This window comes from Microcoleus sp. Aus8_D2 (genome assembly GCF_036702665.1).
Classification (GTDB): domain Bacteria; phylum Cyanobacteriota; class Cyanobacteriia; order Cyanobacteriales; family Microcoleaceae; genus Microcoleus.
The window spans coordinates 188,474-205,506 of the sequence record NZ_JAUBUN010000008.1; the positions used below are offsets into that span (position 1 = coordinate 188,474).

14 protein-coding genes and 1 pseudogene are annotated in these 17,033 nt (G+C 46.3%); 12 read left to right on the forward strand and 3 right to left on the reverse strand.

What is annotated here, in order from left to right:
* Nucleotides 1-64: 64 nt before the first annotated feature.
* Nucleotides 65-1,498 (reverse strand): ABC transporter substrate-binding protein, encoded by a 1,434-nt coding sequence (locus tag QUB64_RS09215; RefSeq protein ID WP_333268596.1) that lies wholly within the window; start codon nt 1,496-1,498, stop codon nt 65-67.
* Between QUB64_RS09215 and QUB64_RS09220 the strand changes: the two genes are divergently transcribed.
* From QUB64_RS09220 to QUB64_RS09270, 11 genes are all read left to right on the forward strand, one after another.
* Complete coding sequence (locus QUB64_RS09220) at nt 1,497-1,655, forward strand: hypothetical protein (protein WP_333268599.1); 159 nt, start codon at nt 1,497-1,499, stop codon at nt 1,653-1,655. The genes QUB64_RS09215 and QUB64_RS09220 overlap by 2 nt on opposite strands.
* Before the next feature lie 36 nt (nt 1,656-1,691).
* Nucleotides 1,692-2,000, forward strand: a complete 309-nt coding sequence (locus tag QUB64_RS09225) for a hypothetical protein (RefSeq protein WP_333268601.1) — start codon at nt 1,692-1,694, stop codon at nt 1,998-2,000.
* Nucleotides 2,001-2,443: 443 nt separating this feature from the next.
* Nucleotides 2,444-3,358: a COX15/CtaA family protein gene (locus QUB64_RS09230; protein WP_333268603.1), complete on the forward strand. Its 915-nt coding sequence runs from the start codon at nt 2,444-2,446 to the stop codon at nt 3,356-3,358.
* Nucleotides 3,359-3,568: 210 nt separating this feature from the next.
* The gene (locus QUB64_RS09235) at nt 3,569-4,546 is read left to right on the forward strand and encodes a heme o synthase (RefSeq protein WP_333268704.1); all 978 of its coding nucleotides are present in this window, start codon (nt 3,569-3,571) and stop codon (nt 4,544-4,546) included.
* 112 nt (nt 4,547-4,658) lie between these two features.
* Nucleotides 4,659-4,904, forward strand: a complete 246-nt coding sequence (locus QUB64_RS09240) for a DUF433 domain-containing protein (protein ID WP_333268605.1) — start codon at nt 4,659-4,661, stop codon at nt 4,902-4,904.
* Nucleotides 4,905-5,047: 143 nt separating this feature from the next.
* Nucleotides 5,048-5,314: a hypothetical protein gene (locus tag QUB64_RS09245; protein ID WP_333268607.1), complete on the forward strand. Its 267-nt coding sequence runs from the start codon at nt 5,048-5,050 to the stop codon at nt 5,312-5,314.
* Nucleotides 5,304-5,504 (forward strand): DUF2283 domain-containing protein, encoded by a 201-nt coding sequence (locus tag QUB64_RS09250; protein ID WP_293185861.1) that lies wholly within the window; start codon nt 5,304-5,306, stop codon nt 5,502-5,504. The genes QUB64_RS09245 and QUB64_RS09250 overlap by 11 nt, the downstream gene beginning before the upstream one ends.
* An 80-nt stretch (nt 5,505-5,584) precedes the next feature.
* Nucleotides 5,585-5,821 carry a DUF433 domain-containing protein gene (locus QUB64_RS09255; protein ID WP_333268610.1) on the forward strand — a complete coding sequence of 79 codons (237 nt, stop codon included), beginning with the start codon at nt 5,585-5,587 and terminating at the stop codon, nt 5,819-5,821.
* 272 nt (nt 5,822-6,093) lie between these two features.
* The gene (locus QUB64_RS09260) at nt 6,094-7,632 is read left to right on the forward strand and encodes a TRAP transporter substrate-binding protein (protein WP_333268612.1); all 1,539 of its coding nucleotides are present in this window, start codon (nt 6,094-6,096) and stop codon (nt 7,630-7,632) included.
* Between the two features lie 546 nt (nt 7,633-8,178).
* Nucleotides 8,179-8,508, forward strand: a complete 330-nt coding sequence (locus QUB64_RS09265; RefSeq protein ID WP_333268614.1) for a DUF433 domain-containing protein — start codon at nt 8,179-8,181, stop codon at nt 8,506-8,508.
* Between the two features lie 125 nt (nt 8,509-8,633).
* Nucleotides 8,634-8,855, forward strand: coding sequence for a hypothetical protein (locus QUB64_RS09270; protein ID WP_333268616.1), 222 nt, complete (start codon nt 8,634-8,636; stop codon nt 8,853-8,855).
* Nucleotides 8,856-9,029: 174 nt separating this feature from the next.
* On the opposite strand, the gene QUB64_RS09275 is transcribed toward QUB64_RS09270, so the two are convergent.
* The gene (locus tag QUB64_RS09275; protein ID WP_333268618.1) at nt 9,030-11,891 is read right to left on the reverse strand and encodes a zinc-dependent metalloprotease; all 2,862 of its coding nucleotides are present in this window, start codon (nt 11,889-11,891) and stop codon (nt 9,030-9,032) included.
* Nucleotides 11,892-12,395: 504 nt separating this feature from the next.
* Nucleotides 12,396-15,968 (reverse strand): hypothetical protein, encoded by a 3,573-nt coding sequence (locus QUB64_RS09280; protein WP_333268620.1) that lies wholly within the window; start codon nt 15,966-15,968, stop codon nt 12,396-12,398.
* A 433-nt stretch (nt 15,969-16,401) separates the two neighbouring features.
* Between QUB64_RS09280 and QUB64_RS09285 the strand changes: the two are divergent.
* Nucleotides 16,402-17,033, forward strand: a pseudogene (locus QUB64_RS09285) (RNA-guided endonuclease TnpB family protein); the annotation flags it as partial.

Here is a 17,033-nt window from a genome sequence, read left to right on the forward strand (position 1 = left end):
AGTCCGCTCCAAAATCAGAGGACTAAAGTCCTCACTACAAACATTCTCAGGATTGCCATACAAGTTATAAACCGGATATCGGCACAAACTCGTAACCGTAACTGGTGCGATTTCCCGGTTTAACAATTACTAATTGAACTGCTCGATTGCGATCGCCCGAAGGTAAAAACCGAATCTCCCCCGATGCTCCTGTGGGCGAAAAATCTGACGCCGATAAGGCTTGTTGAATCCCGGTACGAGTTGGATTGCGCCCTAAACCGACAATTAGCGCGATCGCCGCGTCGTAGGCTAAAGCTGTGCGCCAACTGACTTCAGCATCCCAAAGTTGTTTGGATGTTTGGGGAAAGTTTGACTGCGGATCTGCGAGAATGTGCCAAGGAACAGCCAGCACCATATCTACTGCTCCTGCACCACCGATTTGCAGTGTTTTAGCACTATAAGCGCCGTCTCCTGCTAGTAAAGGCAGGCGTTTGGCGTTTACTTGCACTACTTGCAAAGCTTGGTCGATCGTGGCAGAATTGGATGCTAACATCATGACTTCTGCTCCTTGGGCGATCGCACTTTTAACGCTTTCGGCAGCATTAAAATTCCCCTTACCCAAGTCAAATTCCGATACTATTTGTCCGCCATCTCCGTAAACAGCAGTAGTAAATTCATCTTTTAAAGATTTGCTATAACTGCTGGCAGAATTAAAAAATACAGCAACTTTTTGCTTTTGCAATTTTGTCAGCATATAGCGGGAAAGAGCATTAGCAGCAAACCGATCGCTTGGTACTGTCCTAAATATGTTGCTGCCAACTCCTGAAAGCTGCACAGAGGTACTTGTCGGAGAAATTGCTACTAATTGATTTTGCTGGTAAATCTTGCTCGCTGCTAGGGTTGTGTCCGAACCAAAATGCCCGATTACTCCTAAAATTTCTGAGTTATTTGCGATCGCACTGGCAATTTGTGAGGCAATCTCTGGGTTGTTGTCGTCGTTAGCAATTAGCACTTTTAATGGAGTACCGCTAATGCCGCCGTTTTGGTTGATTTCATTTTGAGCTTGAGCGACTCCCCGCAGAATTTCTTGAGCAGCATTGATATCGGCGCCAATGGGAACCGCAGCGGCAATTGTGTAGGATTTTTGATTGCCGATGCGGGCGTTGTTGAGGTAAATTAGTGCTTCAGGATCGTTGCGATTGGTTTTCAGCGAAGCTTGTAAATCAGAAATAGCTGCGTTGTAGTTGCCAGATGCGATCGCCTCTACTGCTGCTTGTTTCTTTGTGCTTGCTTTTTCAGAAATTAACAATTTTTTTCCCGCACTCAGACGCTGCTGAATTTGCTGCTCAGACTGCGAGGAATTCCCTGTCGGGGACTTGGAAAACGTCTGATTTTGGGGTGATGAACCTCCGGGAATGATGCCGCCGCGGCTTGTCAGCCACCACATACCTGCACCGGCTAGCCCGATCGTAATTAAGAGCGATAATACCAGAACAGCGGTTTCGTTTTTTTGGGACATGGCTGCACAGTTTTATATTTTAGGTTTGAGATTCAGGAAGAAGGAAGTTCGGCAACGGATGCAAGTAACGGATGTAACGGATGTAAAGGATAGAAGGAAGAAGGAAGAAGGAAGAAGGAAGAGGGAAGAAGGCTATAACGGTTATGCGATCGGGTAAAAAGAAGGAATAGGGAAGGAAGAGGGAAGAGGCAGGATGCAGAAAAACCAATCTAATTATATTTTGACATTTTTTTTAATAATCTTAGATAGTCATAGAGGTAGGGGTACCGAGGGTGCATCTGGTTTTCGCGAATATATCGCTCCGGGGCTCTCGCATGACCTCCGTGAATATGAGATGATAACTAATAACTTATATGCGGTCATGCTTCGCCCTCTTCAAAAACCAGATGCACCCGGTACCGAGCAACGGGGTTTGATGGACGAAAATACACAGGTTGCAGCCAGCCGAAATAGTAAAAATTCAAGGCGCTCGGGCCTTGTCCGTGCGATCGCCAACTGTTAGGATTATTTAACCCGACTCGATAATAAAATAAAAACCCTTCAAGGCTGGGGGATTCCTGCTGAATCCACTGTCACTTTCAAAAAGTGTGAGTATCTAAACACTTTTGAACGCTGCATATCACAATTATTTATTAACAAGGTTTTTCTTAATTATATCTTTATTTTTGAACTTAAACTCGACAGTGAGGGAGCGATCGACCATCACGGATGGTGCTGAAAGATTAAAGTTTTTTGAAGTTTAGCAAAAATTCAGAAATCTTTTGTAATATAAACAGGAAAGTTGAAAAAAATCTAAAGACAAACTAATTGCATAAAAGTGTCGCTAAGGTAGTAAACATGACGGTTTGTCAGAGAAAAAGAGTGTTAAGCTCGGCTAAGCTCAGCCCAAGCAAAACCGCAATATTTAATTAAGCTCGATCGATAACAAAGGCTAAGGTAAAGTTCATGGCAAACTCAGTTTTAAAGGGGCCAAACGCAGCAGCAGGAGTGCAGTGGCAGCCAAAAGATATTATCCGCGGCCTAGTGTGGAAAATTGCGATCGCAACCTGGCTGTTAATGGCAGTAGGCAGCGCCACGCGCGTCATGAATGCGGGGCTCGCTTGCCCCGACTGGCCGCTGTGCTACGGTCAATTAATACCCGCAGCGCAAATGAATTTGCAGGTATTTCTGGAGTGGTTTCACCGTTTGGATGCAGCAGCAATTGGGTTGAGCGCGATCGCCCTTTTAGCACTTTCTGTATTCTACCGCAGTCGCCTGCCGACCTGGCTGCCCCTCGCCAGCGCCGGCGCAGTATTTTTAATAGTTTTTCAAGGCGTATTGGGCGGCCTCACCGTGACGCAACTGCTCAGATTTGACATCGTTACCGCTCACTTAGGAACGGCTTTACTGTTTTTTTGCGCCCTGCTAGCGATCGGTTTTATGCTGACTCCCTACGAAGCTACAGGCAATACAGGCAAATTAGCATGGGTAAGTTCGATCGCAGCACTGCTAGTTTACCTGCAAAGCTTACTAGGTGCCTTAGTCGGCTCCAGATGGGCGCTGCATCAATGTTTGGGCTCGTCAGAATTGTGTTCGGTAATGAACAGCCACATCGCCGGCATCGTACCCGCTACCGCAGCAACTTTAGCAGTAGCAGTCATGGCTTGGCGGCAACCAGCACTCAATTCTAACTTGCGAAAATTAGGAAATTTAGCGAGTGTTTGTCTGATTGCTCAATTAGTTTTGGGATTAGCAACATTCCGGCTGCACCTTCAGGTAGAACCGCTGACAGTCGCGCACCAAGCAGTCGGTGCAGCATTACTGGGAACCCTGCTAGCTTTTAGTATTTTGTCGTGGCGCGATCGAGTTTTATCAGCTTGAAAATAAACCGCAACCTGTAAGAACCAGTTTATTTATAGTTGCGCGGGTGCGGGTTGAGCAATCCTTTTAGTGATATAAAATATCGGTAAAACCCGTCCATAAAAAGCAACGATCGATGGCTAATGGCTAATGACTAATGACTAATGACCAATGACTAATGACTAATGACTAATGACTAATTCGCAAATAATTACTAACAGCTTACAACCAATGCAAGAAATCCTTACCAACGATAGCCCCCGCCTCCACGAAAACCTTTCGCAAGTCGTGAAAAGTTACTACCAACTAACAAAACCGAGAATTATTCTGCTGCTGCTAATCACCACATCAGCAGGAATGTGGATGGCCGCCAAAGGAGAAGTAGATCCGCTATTGTTGGTATCAACTATCACCGGAGGCGCTTTAGCTTCCGCTGCTGCTAATACTATCAATTGCGTCTACGACAGCGACATCGACTATATCATGGAGCGGACTCGGTGGCGGCCGATTCCTTCCGGGCGAGTCAAGAAGCGGGATGCTTTGATATTTGCGATCGCCCTAGCTACAATATCCTTTACATTGCTGACTGTTGTTGCCAACTTATTAGCCGCCTTGCTAGCAATGTCGGGCATAGTTTTCTACGTCCTAATTTACACCCACTGGCTGAAGCGCCACAGCGTCCAAAACATCGTCATTGGCGGTGCAGCCGGCGCGATTCCGCCGCTAGTTGGGTGGGCTGCGGTGACGGGAGATTTGAGTTGGGGTGCGTGGCTGCTGTTTGGGATTATATTTTTGTGGACACCGCCACATTTTTGGGCCTTAGCAATGATGATTCGCGACGAATACAAGGAAGTCGGCGTGCCGATGTTGCCGGTTATTGAGGGGGATGCAGCCACAGCCAGCCAAATTTGGATTTACACGTTATTGATGCTTCCAGCCACTTTGCTGCTAGTGTATCCGCTGAATTTGGCTGGCCCGGTGTATGCGGGAACAGCTATTTTCCTGGGTGCTATTTTTGCTCAAAAAGCTTGGTTGCTGTTGCAGACTCCTGAAGATAAGACCGTTGCGCGATCGCTCTTCAAATACTCTATTCTGTATCTGATGCTATTGTGCGCTGGAATTGTGGTTGACAGTTTGCCTGCGACTCATAATTTGACTACTGCTGTGGTGCAAAATGTGCACACTTTGATTAGTGCAGTTGTGATGTAGTAATCAGTTAAATTGCAGTTATTAAAATGAAGCCCGCACCTTGCGGGTTTTGTTTATGGTAAAATAGTGCTAGTGATTTAATAGGTAAAAATTCCATAGAGGCGAACCGATCGTGAACTGGAAAGCACACATTCACTCAAATCCTAAAATTCTGCTTGGCAAGCCTGTAATTAAGGGAACACGAATATCAGTGGAGTTTATTCTAGGGCTATTTTCAGAAGGTTGGACGCAGCAACAAGTTCTAGAAAACTACCCAACGCTTAATCCTGAATCTATCCAAGCTGTGTTTGCTTTGGCGGCCGAATGCCTCAAAGAAGATGTATTTTATACGCCTTTACTCTTTGCTGAGGCAAGTTAATGCGGTTTCTGGCAAATGAAAACTTTCCACTACTCACGGAGTTGGGCATTCCGTTGGCAGCAGAGTGCGAGGCATTATAGTTAAAAATGCAAAATGCAAAATGCAAAATGGAACCTACAGAGGAATCGGGAGTATGAGGAGATATGCAAATTGTTTGGACAAAACACGCCCAGGAGCGTCAGCTACAATGGGAGGAGCGATTGAAAATTACCAGGGAAGAGGTTGAGGTGGCTGTCATCAATCCTCAACAGATTATCGTGGAAGATGATGTCTTGGTGGCTCAAATCAAACGAGGCAACGGTCTTCTTAGAGTACCCTTTGTTGAAATTGGCAAAACCAGACGAATCTTAACTCTGTACTGGACAAATCAAGTTAAGCGATATTGGCAGGAGAATACCGATGAAAGTTAAATACGATGCAGAAGCAGACATTCTGATTTTTATCTTCCGTGATGCGTTTCCAGCCAATGCTATCTCTGAACCTGGAGGCGTGATTGTCAGTTATGACGAAAATGACGAACCAGTTAGCATCGAATTTCTCAATGCTTCCAAACGTCAACTGTTGAATCCTCAAGAGCTCATGCTAACGATCGCAACGTAGTTGATGCGCTTTATCGCGGTGTGACTTTCGAGCGATAAATGAAGTAAACTAGAGACACAAGTTTCAAACAATTTTAACCAATGCCAGCATCTGTTGCTTATCTGTTTGACAGAATCACAGTAAACCCAAGACAATGTGGCGGTCGTCCCTGCATCCGGGGAATGCGGATTCGAGTTATCGATATCCTAGAGTTGCTAGTTGCGGGTGAGCAAATTTTTGAGTTTCTCGAAGAATTGCCAGACTTGGAACTTGACGATATTAAAGCTGCGCTTCTGTATGCAGTCCGCAAACTCGACCATCCCGTTTTAGCCGCATGACTATTTGGTTGAATGCTCATCTATCGCCAGCAATGTGAAGCGTTATCCCAATTTAGAGAAGTTCGCAAAAATCATGCAACAGTAGAATCGCTCGCTGGATTGATTGTATGAAATCAACCCAGCGATGCAGGTTGTAGCAAGAATTTAGAGAAGTGGTATTAATTGTTGAGGATCTGCCACCTTCGCTAACACTTATTTATAAATTTAAGAATTTTTCCGGAGTGAGGTCATAAATCTTGGCATAACTTTATATATGACTCATGGTAGGAAAAATGTTAGAAGAATTACTTGAAGTTGTAAAGATACTGTCGGAAGTAAGCGCTCACTCACAGCAAGCTGGAGAAGAAAAACGTCAACTTATTGCCAATTACTTTTTGAACATTGAGAAATGTCTCCTGGCAACTGTAGAGCAACTCAGAAACGGGCAATTACCTAACGCTACATGGGGTGAAATAAAAGTTTATGCTAACCAATTGCCAAGAACTCTTGGTGAATATTTTCGTCCAGAACAAGTCAGAGAACTCTCAGATAGACTGTTGACTATAGCGAATAATATACCAAACAATAACGACATTTCATCTATAGAAATTGCTGCTGGCACATTTAAGGGGCTTGCAAACACAATTTCGATAGATCGGCATCACAGACCCCTAAAGAAACATCCATTTACTATAACACGTCGGGACGTTATTAAGATGATTCCTTCTACTGCTTTTGGTGCGGCAGGTTTAGTAGGGGGTTTATTGTTACACAACCCTATATCTAAGGGTCTGAATAAGCCGCAGCGCGAGCAACTTCCTGATGACGAGCAACTTCCGTCTGTTTCATGGGAAATGCACACTTTCTTGAGTGAAAGTGTTCAAAAAACTATTCTTTATAGTGCTCCAGAACTGGTCTGCGATCGTGTCAGAAAAATGACACAAGGTCGCTTTGATATCACACTAAAAAGAACAGGAGAAACAGAGGAAATATTAAGAAAAGTTAGCGAAGGTGATATACAGTGTGGCTATAGTGGGATCTACTACACTACTCCGCAATATAAAGCGCTATTTTTCGGGTGTGCTATTCCCTTTGGTCTGAACCCCCAAGAGCAAACCGCTTGGCTTCATTATAAAAAGAATCCTAATGATGAATTGACCTTTATGCAATCTATCTACAACAAACTAGGATTAAACGTAATTCCATTTCCCGCAGGAGCTACGGGAGGACAGATGGGAGGTTGGTTCAAAGCAAAGATTAATCGGCTAGATGATCTTAAAGATAAGGTCATGCGAATTCCTGGGTTGGGAGCCGATGTTTTGAGAAAATTGGGAATGAAAAATCATGATGATATTGGTAAAATTTCAGTAGATGAATCTATCAAAAGGCTTAAAGATGGACGCTTTTTTGCTGTTGAGTGGACTTCACCATATGACGATCTTCAGTTAGGTCTAAATGAAGCAGCAAAATTTTATTATTATCCAGGCTGGTGGGAGCCAAGCACTACATTTGATGTCCAAGTTAACATAGATGCTTGGAACAAACTACCGGATAGCTATAAAGAAATTTTCAAGCTTGCTTGTCATGAAACCTACACAAGTATTTTGACTGAGTACGATTCTAAAAATAGCTGGGCACTAAAAGAAATCCCCCAAAAAGGCGTTGAACTGATACGGTTTAATAACGATGTCCTAAAAGCTGCTGAAGACCAAACCAAGTATGAACTGAATCTCTATGCTCAGCAAAACCCAGTATTTAAGGAGGTTTATGAGGAATGGCGTAGTTTTAAGGAGAGAATTCGAGAGTGGTCAAAGTTAACAAAAATTGAGTGAGATTGAGACTATATTCTAAGAGCTACTGAACCTCCGTACAACGTTCAAATTCCAACTGAAAGGTGAATGCCTTGCAAGCCAAACTTCAATAACAACTTTCTCCTGCTGATGCCGAAGTCATTTTGGGACGTTGGCCAGAACGAATTAAAGCAGCTCTAATACCATTTTTTTAAAGAAATGATAGAGATTGAGAACGACCAGAAATATGTAATTCTGGCTTTAAGTTCTTAAATAAGTCTTTCAGAACTTTAAAAAAATGGTATAATTGCCCGTGCTGGGAAAATTGAATATCCGATCGCAATTTCGATCGCAATTTCGATCGCCAGTTTTCAAGGGCACAGAAGCATTAGGTTTCGTAGATTGCAAACCAGGATGCGGGTAGTAAAACCGAGAAGTCCCAGGTGATGAAGTTTTTGATAAGGTGAAAGCCCGATCGCTAAAATGATGAATAGATGTTGCTGCCAAGATAACCATGACCACCATCACCCTCAACCTCTCTCCCGAACTCGAACACCGATAATAAGTAGTTAAAATCCCAAAGAATGTATGCCAGTTGTAGCAGTTAAAACTTATATAGAGTATCGGAATGATGCCTATTGGGTTGAAGGAACTCGGATTTCTCTTGACTCGATCGCCTATGCTTTCCAACAAGGATTATCGCCTGAAAGTATTGTTCAATCGTTTCCATTGCTGACCCTTGAACAGGTTTATGGGGCGATCGCTTTTTATCTAGGCAACCGTGCTGAAATCGACGCTTACTTAGCCGCCGAAGAATCTGCATTTGATGCCATGCCTCAACCTCTACAAACCAGCGATCCAGCTTTGTACAACAAACTGATGGCAGCTAAGGCAGCAAGACAGCAGGTGCGATCGTGAATGTACGCTATCAAGCTGATGCTGACTTAAATCAGGCGATCGTCACAGGATTACTGCGACGAGAATCTACAATCGACTTTCAAACTGCTTTTGCTGCTGGGTTATAAGGCGTTAAAGATTTAGATGTGCTGGCAATTGCAGCACAGCAAAGACGTGTTCTTGTCAGCCACGATCGCAAAACAATGCCCTCCGAATTTGCTGAGTTCATTACTACGAATCAGAGTGCTGGAGTCATTATTGTTACCCGAAAAATACCGATGGAAGTTGTCATCGAAGAACTACTCTTGATTTGGGCTGCATCTAGTGCAGAGGAATGGGTCGATCGTATTGCTAAGTTACCCCTCTGATGGAAACTAAAATCGATATCGCGGGAAAACCTGGTTCTTCCAGCACTTACGCAAAAACCCGGTTTCTTTATTTAATTATTTTAACTTGATTGAGATTATAAGAAACCGGGTTTTTGAGCAAATCTGCGGGCGGCAACGAAATATCTTCCTCAAAAACCCGGTTTCTGAACCAAATTAATTTGACTGAATCTGTGCATTCAAAACCTTAGAAATGCGATCGCGCGTTTCCTCCAAATGAGCCCGCGTATAAGCATCCGCATTCCTGTCCAGATTGCGAATACTCTTGCTCAAACCCTCGCGCAACTGCCGCAACTCGTACCACGCCAGAGTTCGGGCATCCTCAGGAACACTTGTTTTTCGCAGCACCATTCCCATCAAAATCGCTAAATGTTCCCGCTGCAACGAACGCCGAAAAGTCGAAATTTGCATTTTCTTTTCCGGCTGCAACACCTCTTTCCAGATATCATGAAGCAAAGTATCGAACAATTCTGGCAATTTCAAAGCGCTTTCCGGGGCTGATTTTAACTCCGCATCCCGCAGCCTCGCCAGCCGCACCGGAGATAGCAACACTCGCAGCACAAACCGCTGCATAAAAGTAATTCGATCGCCGATCGGGTAATCTAGAGGAAACACCAAAGCCGGACTTCCCCAGTGCTCCCAGCGTGCAGGTGCTAATTTATTCAGCAAATCCGGCGCAAAACTAAACGCATCGGTTGCAAATACGTACTTGTCCAGTGTAGCCAAAGCTTCTCGTTGCTGCCCCAGGGCGATCGGCACAAACGGCAATTTCCCATTACTATCTCCCGGGCGAATCCGACTAAACGACTGTCCGCCGACATACAAAGTAGCATTCATCGCCTGCTGAAAATAATAGCCAAACACCGAATCAAACATCACCCGCAGTTCGTTATAACCGTCTTCCCGAAGCGGAATTCGCTTTTCTAAACGCTTCCACATCGCCCTAGCATTATCCAATTGCCATTGCGAGTATTTGAGCATATTACCGCTGAGATCGAAGCTATTAGCAGCGGGATCGAGATTGTCAACAGTATCCTCATCCGGCGCATAAGCTAATTGCGGTTCCCCCGCGCGACTGGCAATTTGTTGCAGCGCCCCTAAGTCGCTGTTGGGGTTTGCGCCGCCAATAACTTTGTAACCGTACTCGATCGCCCAATCGTCATAAGGCCCTACAATCGTGGGATAATAGTCGCCCTGTACAGTTCCCGGAGGTGCCAAATTAATCGGCACGTAATCCATCACCGACGCCACCATACCTTGCGCGCGAGTTACCTGAGTATTGTTCAAATCCTCCGGTTGCAGCATCGTACTCCCGTGAAAATTGTGCCTCAAACCGAGAGTGTGGCCGACTTCGTGCGCCGTCAAAAATCGGATATATTGAGTCACATAATTGTCAATCGCCACACTGCTAGGCGCTGCATTTTCCAACAGAGCCATCGACATTGCGCCCATCGCAAACTGTCGGCTCGATTCCAACCCAAAACACATATCCGAACTCGAAAGCAACTGCGACAAAGGCGAGCGCTTTTGCTCTTGATATCTTTCCACCAAAGTCGGCAAATCGTCAGCAATTCCACCTTGATAATTTTCCCCGCTGCCTTTTTTTGAATCCGCATTTTCTAGCACATTCAAATAGCGAGAATACACACCGAACTGACAGGGATTGGTATTAGAGCCGTTTCTGCCTTGAAAACTTTTAGATACCGAGCGATTTTGTTCCACCAAAGACCGATATCCCTGTTTAATTTGCCGGACAATATTAGCATCCAACAAAATATCAGCATCCAAAATTTCCCCAGTCAGCGGGTTACTGCGAGAAGGCCCGATGCCTGCAAATTCAGGTTCAAAAGAACTCGACCACCTAATAGTGTTGTACCGGACATCAGCCGGGTCCCATTTGGCATTGTCCGGCATTTGTTTGACCTGAATTGCCTCAGTAAAACCTGCCTTTTCAAAAGCTTTGTTCCACTCCAAAATGCCGTCGCGAATTGCGTTTCTGTATTCCACAGGCACATTATTTTCAATCCAAAAGACGATCGGCTGCACCGGAGGCGACATCGGCGCCGTCGGGATTTGCTTTTGCAAATTCCAGCGATTGATGTAGCGCACAAAAGGCTCGTGGCCACTTTTGTCAGAAAAGTCCTTATATGCTGTGAGAAAATAGCCCACTCGCTCGTCTGCAAGTCTGGGGCGGTAGCCGTTATTGAGCGGCACTTCCGAGAAACTGTAGTGAATGCGGAGGTTAAAAGCCCGACTGTCAGGAACCGAAGGTAAATAGTTAACCGCACTGTCATTATCGCTGGAAAAACCGTAAATAGAAGCAATTTCTACATTCAGCGGAAACGCTTTCACATCTTTAAAATAAGACTTGTCTTCATCGATCGAGTAAGCAGCGCCCAAAATCGTCGGTAAAATCGCTTTTACCCCCGGTAAATCGCGCTTTTCGCTCATCAGCAAATCGCCTAAGTCGATCAGCAGAGTTTGCCTTTGCGGATGAATGCTTTTGAGCGGCAAAGAATAGAGAATCGACTCGCTAAATGCCCTTTCCACCGAACCGGCTTGCGGATCGCCCGGACGGGTGCGAAAATTGATATTCGGTATCACAAACTGCACGTTATTCTGGACGCGCCGCAGTTGAAATAAGAAATCTCCGAAGGGTAATCCGCTCAAAATGCCCCCTTCCCCCAAACCCGATGCCAATGTCACGAAACACAGAAATTTTTTGTCGAGTTGTTGCGGTTTAATTTCCAGATAAACTTTATTAGTTGCTTGATTGCGATACAGGGTAAACAATCCCTCCAACTTTTTCGCGTCTTTGACAACTTGCTCGAAGGGTTGCAAAGGTTGCTGTTCGCTGCTGGGCGGCCCAGATGATAAAGCAAAAGGTAAAAATAAACCTTTATACAAACTAAACAGGAAAAATGCTAGAGATAATATAAAAAATATCACAGGCAGAATTTTTCGGGGAGTTTTAATCAGTTTATTTCTGCTATTTTCAGGAAATATCAATCTTTTCATGTTCAGTATTCAGCCACAGGAAAGGATAGTTTTGAGATGGTCGCGTCGCACGAGTGATGAGTTAAATAGACCTCTTGCAAAAATAGCTAGGAACGGGCTCTTCGGCCCGTTCCACAAATTTTTTTTTCTGTGGAACGGGCTCTTCGGCCCGTTCCAAAATTTGATCGAAAGGACTTTTGCAAGAGATCTAATATAAATCATAAATATTGCTTAACCAGCCTTTACAATAATATTTAAATCATTTAAATGTTAACAACACGTAGAGACAGTTTTAGGGTAGACGCGCCGGGGGACTAGAAACCGGGTTTCTACGATAATTTTGCGACGAGGAACGAGAAATCTTCGTAGAAACCCGGTTTCTGGGATCGGCGTGCGTCTAGGAGTATTTCTCCAGCTATTTCCCTCGAACATAACAGACAATCTAGATGTGCAGTAGCCGATCGATTCTCCCCATCTCCCACTCGGACACTCTCCCTATCTCCCATTCTCCCCCTCTCCCATTCTCTACTTCTTGGCGGGCCAGGGAATCATCGGATCTTGAGCCAACCGCTTAGAAACTTCCACAGCACCGTAACGGTTGAGGTGGCTGGGGTCGGAAAAAGATTCCCGTGCTTGGGGCCACAATAAACTATTATCTCGGAAAATTAGTCCGGTTTGAGCTGCTAATTGTTCCATATATTGCCGGAATTCTTGTTCGTAACCTGTCCGCACCGGGTCTAAATAATCTACCGTCAGAGGCATATTTACAAACACGAGATTGATGTTGCGAACTTTGGTAAATTCGATCATATTTTTGAGCGCTACTGTTTGTTCCCCTGTCAATTTAAAATCTTGATAGTCGGAGTCGTAATATCCAGATACTTTGGCGTGTTTCTGAAAGTAAGTATCGGGATTGAAGCGTATGTCGATCGGCAAAAAGCCGTTTGGTTGAAAATCGCTGGGTGCTTTACCCACAGCAGTGGGTAAAGCATTTTCAGTTGTTTGTGGGTTCTCGGCTGCGTTTTCGGGGCTGTCGGTAGCAACAGGTGCGGATGGATTCGCGATCGATCGCAAAAACCCTTTCAGCCGATCGCGCTTTTTGTATGTTGCAGAACCCTCCACCAACTTTTGACTCAGCAATTGCTGAAAATTAGCTTGACTTTGTTCCAAATTGTGCACTAATTCACCGGCACTCGCGATCGGATTGTTGGCACTCGGATTCGAGGCTTGGGACTCTAATTGATTGGTGCGGATCAGAAAACTACCCCGGGCCAATTGTCTGTAACCTTCGGAAGATGCGATCGCACTAAAAGTCAAATCCGGGCGCCCGCTATTTAATGCCCTCGCCCCATCCGCCAAAACCAGCAATTTCGGCAATTGCTGCGCCGGCAAAATCCGGCGCACGATCGAATCTACAACCTGAAGAGTCGCTCCATTCACCCCAAAATTGTAAACCGTCAGCCCTGGATAGCCCCCAGCGGCCAAAGCCGTTTCCAACACCTCTGGATCGATGCCCCGCAGCGCCCTGGAACTCCCGACAATTAAGATATCCGGCGGTTTTTTGTGCTGGCGGATATACTCTTGGTAGCGCGCTATCTGCTCGTCAAGCTGCTCGCTCCTCAAAGTCGGGAACACCGGAGCCGCAGAAACATCAGCTACAGGAACGCTAGTATTGCCCGGTTTCGTAAACCCAGAGCCGTTGAAAGCCTCGAACCCGCTAGCGGACGGATCTGGCTGTAACGGAATTTGAGGCAAATTCACCTCCTGAGACAGCGGAGAGGGAGAGGGAGAGGGAGATTCCGGGATCGCGAGAGAGGCTTTAACGTCGCCAAAAGGCTTGGGGGATGAATTTTGACAATTTTGACCGCTGCAAACTTCGGAGGCGCTAGGAGCTTGACTGACCGCCCCAGATTTAACAAATAGACCCAGTAACCAATCGGTATTGAAGGTCAGCAGACAGCCTGCGATCAGCCAAATCAAGGCCATTCCCGCCGCGCGATCGGCTCTCACGCCCCCGGGTTCGGCAGCATTCGTTGACAAAGCGTCATTGGGAACAAACAAACCCGAAGCGACAAGCGGTTGCACCGCAGCTTGAACTAACTGCTCGCCCAGCTTGTATCCGGGGAGTCGGATTTTGAACCGGGGCCGCCATCCGTTGGGCGCCGGAGCATCGAACACTAAATTTTCGCCCATACCCGCAAAACTCCCATCCTCCGCCGACGGCGCAAACTCCGGCATCGGTTCCTTGGACAAGAGAGCCAGTTGCGAGGGAGCCGGTGCGGGTGCCGGCGCTGATTCCCCGTCAACCGCCGTTCTGAGGTCGATTCCGTAGCGCCACAGGGGCAGTTTCTGGCCGGCGCGGCGCCCGTAGACTCGCACCATAGCGACTCCCGGAATTTGTAACTGCCGCAAGAATTTAGCCACCGGCGGCCCTACCTTCGACTGAGCAGGGCAAGTCAGAGCTTCAGTCATGACGTGCAGCACGTCGGCTTTGTGCAGCGCCACAGCCCGAATCCCTCCGGTTTCCAGCTTGCGGTTGAGATTGGGATTGAGAAACCTGTTGAGCAAAAAACTCAAGGCTAATTGGTCGCCCTCGGCCGCCAATATTCGCGGGTTTGCAGCTAAGTCGGGGTGGTGGGCTGCTGGTAAGTCTACCCAGTCGATCCACACCGGCGACTCTGGCTCGGTTTTGCTGTCGCTGGCTGGTTCTACGCCGTAGATTGTAGCTGCGCGGATGCCTTGGGGTGCGAAGGAGGCTAACAAAGGGGCGATCGCGTTGGTGGTTTGCTGCTTGTCTGGGTATTCTTGTCGTTGAGGCTTTTGTCCTTTTTTGGCAGTTTTGCTGCAAAACAGGTGCAGGGTTGCTTCTTTGAGGGTGGCCCGCACTTCGATTCTCGATGCCGCCAAGTGTTGGTTTAGCAGTTTGGCGATCGACTGTACGTCTCCCCACCGGGCCCACTCTTTAAGGATGGTGTCCGGTGGGGTCAAATCCACCCGCAGCAGCCAGTCCGGCTTTGCTTCGCCGCTCACTTGGCTGCCGATCAATGCTTCGACGAAATCTTCTAGTTGCAGTTTCCGCAGCCTACCGGCGATCGGCTCTGCGAGCAAGGAGGGTTCGGGGCTGTAAGCTGACTCGCACAGCACCAGCAGCCGCCGTTCCTTGGACTTGAGATTTTTCGGCGCCTTCGGGTGCAGGGTTTCCCGGTTGCTTTTGACTTCTTTTTCGCGAATGCTGACTTTCACCGAAACTCCCATCGGCCCGAGGATTTCGCTGAGATAGCTGGCGATCGCATCTGGATAGCCCCGGCGCGCCAAAGTTTCCGGCGAAACAGTCAAGGTGGCGCCGCTATCGCTGTCGCCGGAGTCGGTTTCGGGGGATTGAATCAAAGCCACCGCGCCCCGGCTTGCTTTCTGCTGGCGGGATGTTTCCGCCGATTGCGGGGGAACGGGGGGATTGAAAGCTGCTCGCGCCGCCCCCGTGTCGATCGTCACTGGGGAAGTTTCAAAAACTTCTGGGTATTCAATGCGGGAGGCGATGGGGAAACTTTCGGCGTCAAAATCCATTTCTTCCCGCACCTGCGGCGGTTGCGCCGGTGTTTCTACCTGTTCTGGTGTTTGTTTGAGTTTGCGGTTGTGATTTTTAAATTGGTCGAAAAATCCGCCTTTTTTACGACTGGCTGGCGGTTCGCCCTCGGGGGGAGTCACTGGTGGCGGCACTTCGGAAACTTTGGGTTTTGGTTCCGGTTCCGGTTCCGGTTGCTGTGGCTGTGGCTGTGGCTGTGGCTGTTTACCGCTGCAATCGAGCCGGACTGTCCAGTCATTTTGTCGGGAACCGAGTTTGCGGCCGCACAGAAATAACTGGTAAATTTTAGCTCGATCGGGCAAGAGTCGCGTTAAATCAGTTTGTTCGATCGCGGCCTTAAATCTCGCCGTCACCAATTCCTGAGACGGACACAATTGCGCTTCGCACAAAATATGCAGGTGATTTCCCCGCAAACGCACTTGTACCTGCACTTCTGGCAGCCCTAAAGCTTTTTGCGCCCACTGCGATGCGGGCGATCGATTGTCTGCCAATATACTCCCGTTCGCATTCAACATGGGACTTTAAATTTTGTCAAAGCTGGTTTTGTTTTCTAGAGATAGCACAGTTTACAGGTTTTACATACAACTATTTTATTTACCGAGCCGAACCTTTGCATCCGGTTTAACTCTTGCTCGGCTTACTGGCGAGCTGTGTATCCCCTCGGCTGCGCTCCGTTGGGCAATACTGTTTTGACCAATACCTCGAATGTATTGTAAAACTTCATTGCATTCACTTTATAGCCATTAATAGCCATGTATAGTATAGTAGACCTCTTGCAAAATAATTTTATGCTATAATGAAGGGATTGGCTTAAGTGGAGCAGATTGCAGGTTAGATCAGCACTTTACAATTATGAGTTAGCTCTCAGGTCTAAAACTCAAAACCTTTAATTGTAACATAGATTTTTTTGGCAATAGGTCTAGTATAGTCAAAAATGACGGCAGAACAATGCAGCTCGTTTCCAAGCACACGATCGATCGAAACCACTGGCTATACAAGCAGCTAGATAATTTGTGCTTTCTTTCTAAGAATCTTTTCAACTATGCTAACTACCTAATCAGACAAAAATTTATCAGCTCGGGAGAATACCTCGATTATTACAAAATACAGAAAATATGTCAGGGAAAGACTGACTATCTAGCATTACCAGCCCAAGGATCTCAGCAAGTATTATTGAGATTGCATGAAAGCTGGAAATCATTTTTTGCAGCTACCAAGGAATATAACTTACATCCAGATCAATTCAAAGCCAGACCCAAAATACCCAGATACAAACACAAAACATTAGGCAGAAATGTCCTGACTTACACCGCTCAAGCCATCAGTAAAGAATGGCTCAAAAAAGGAATCATCAATCTCTCTTTGACCCTGATATTTCTAACTACTAAAGTTAGCCAAGTAAATCAAGTCAGAATCGTTCCAAAAACTTACCATTACTCGAGAGAGTTAGTTTATGAGCCCAAGGATGTAACTGGCTCACCATCAGGTTTTGAATGGAGAGCCGGAATTGATATTGGCCTAAATAACTTAGCGACAATTACATCCAATCAAAAAGGGTTCCGGCCGCTGATAATAAATGG

Bases quoted from the DNA above. Each gene is read 5' to 3' on its own strand.
- QUB64_RS09220 (WP_333268599.1), top strand. From the start codon at position 1,497: ATGGCTGCACAGTTTTATATTTTAGGTTTGAGATTCAGGAAGAAGGAA.
- QUB64_RS09215 (WP_333268596.1), bottom strand. From the start codon at position 1,498: ATGTCCCAAAAAAACGAAACCGCTGTTCTGGTATTATCGCTCTTAATT.
- QUB64_RS09225 (WP_333268601.1), top strand. From the start codon at position 1,692: ATGCAGAAAAACCAATCTAATTATATTTTGACATTTTTTTTAATAATC.
- QUB64_RS09230 (WP_333268603.1), top strand. From the start codon at position 2,444: ATGGCAAACTCAGTTTTAAAGGGGCCAAACGCAGCAGCAGGAGTGCAG.
- QUB64_RS09235 (WP_333268704.1), top strand. From the start codon at position 3,569: ATGCAAGAAATCCTTACCAACGATAGCCCCCGCCTCCACGAAAACCTT.
- QUB64_RS09245 (WP_333268607.1), top strand. From the start codon at position 5,048: ATGCAAATTGTTTGGACAAAACACGCCCAGGAGCGTCAGCTACAATGG.
- QUB64_RS09250 (WP_293185861.1), top strand. From the start codon at position 5,304: ATGAAAGTTAAATACGATGCAGAAGCAGACATTCTGATTTTTATCTTC.
- QUB64_RS09255 (WP_333268610.1), top strand. From the start codon at position 5,585: ATGCCAGCATCTGTTGCTTATCTGTTTGACAGAATCACAGTAAACCCA.
- QUB64_RS09260 (WP_333268612.1), top strand. From the start codon at position 6,094: ATGTTAGAAGAATTACTTGAAGTTGTAAAGATACTGTCGGAAGTAAGC.
- QUB64_RS09265 (WP_333268614.1), top strand. From the start codon at position 8,179: ATGCCAGTTGTAGCAGTTAAAACTTATATAGAGTATCGGAATGATGCC.
- QUB64_RS09275 (WP_333268618.1), bottom strand. From the start codon at position 11,891: ATGAAAAGATTGATATTTCCTGAAAATAGCAGAAATAAACTGATTAAA.
- QUB64_RS09280 (WP_333268620.1), bottom strand. From the start codon at position 15,968: ATGTTGAATGCGAACGGGAGTATATTGGCAGACAATCGATCGCCCGCA.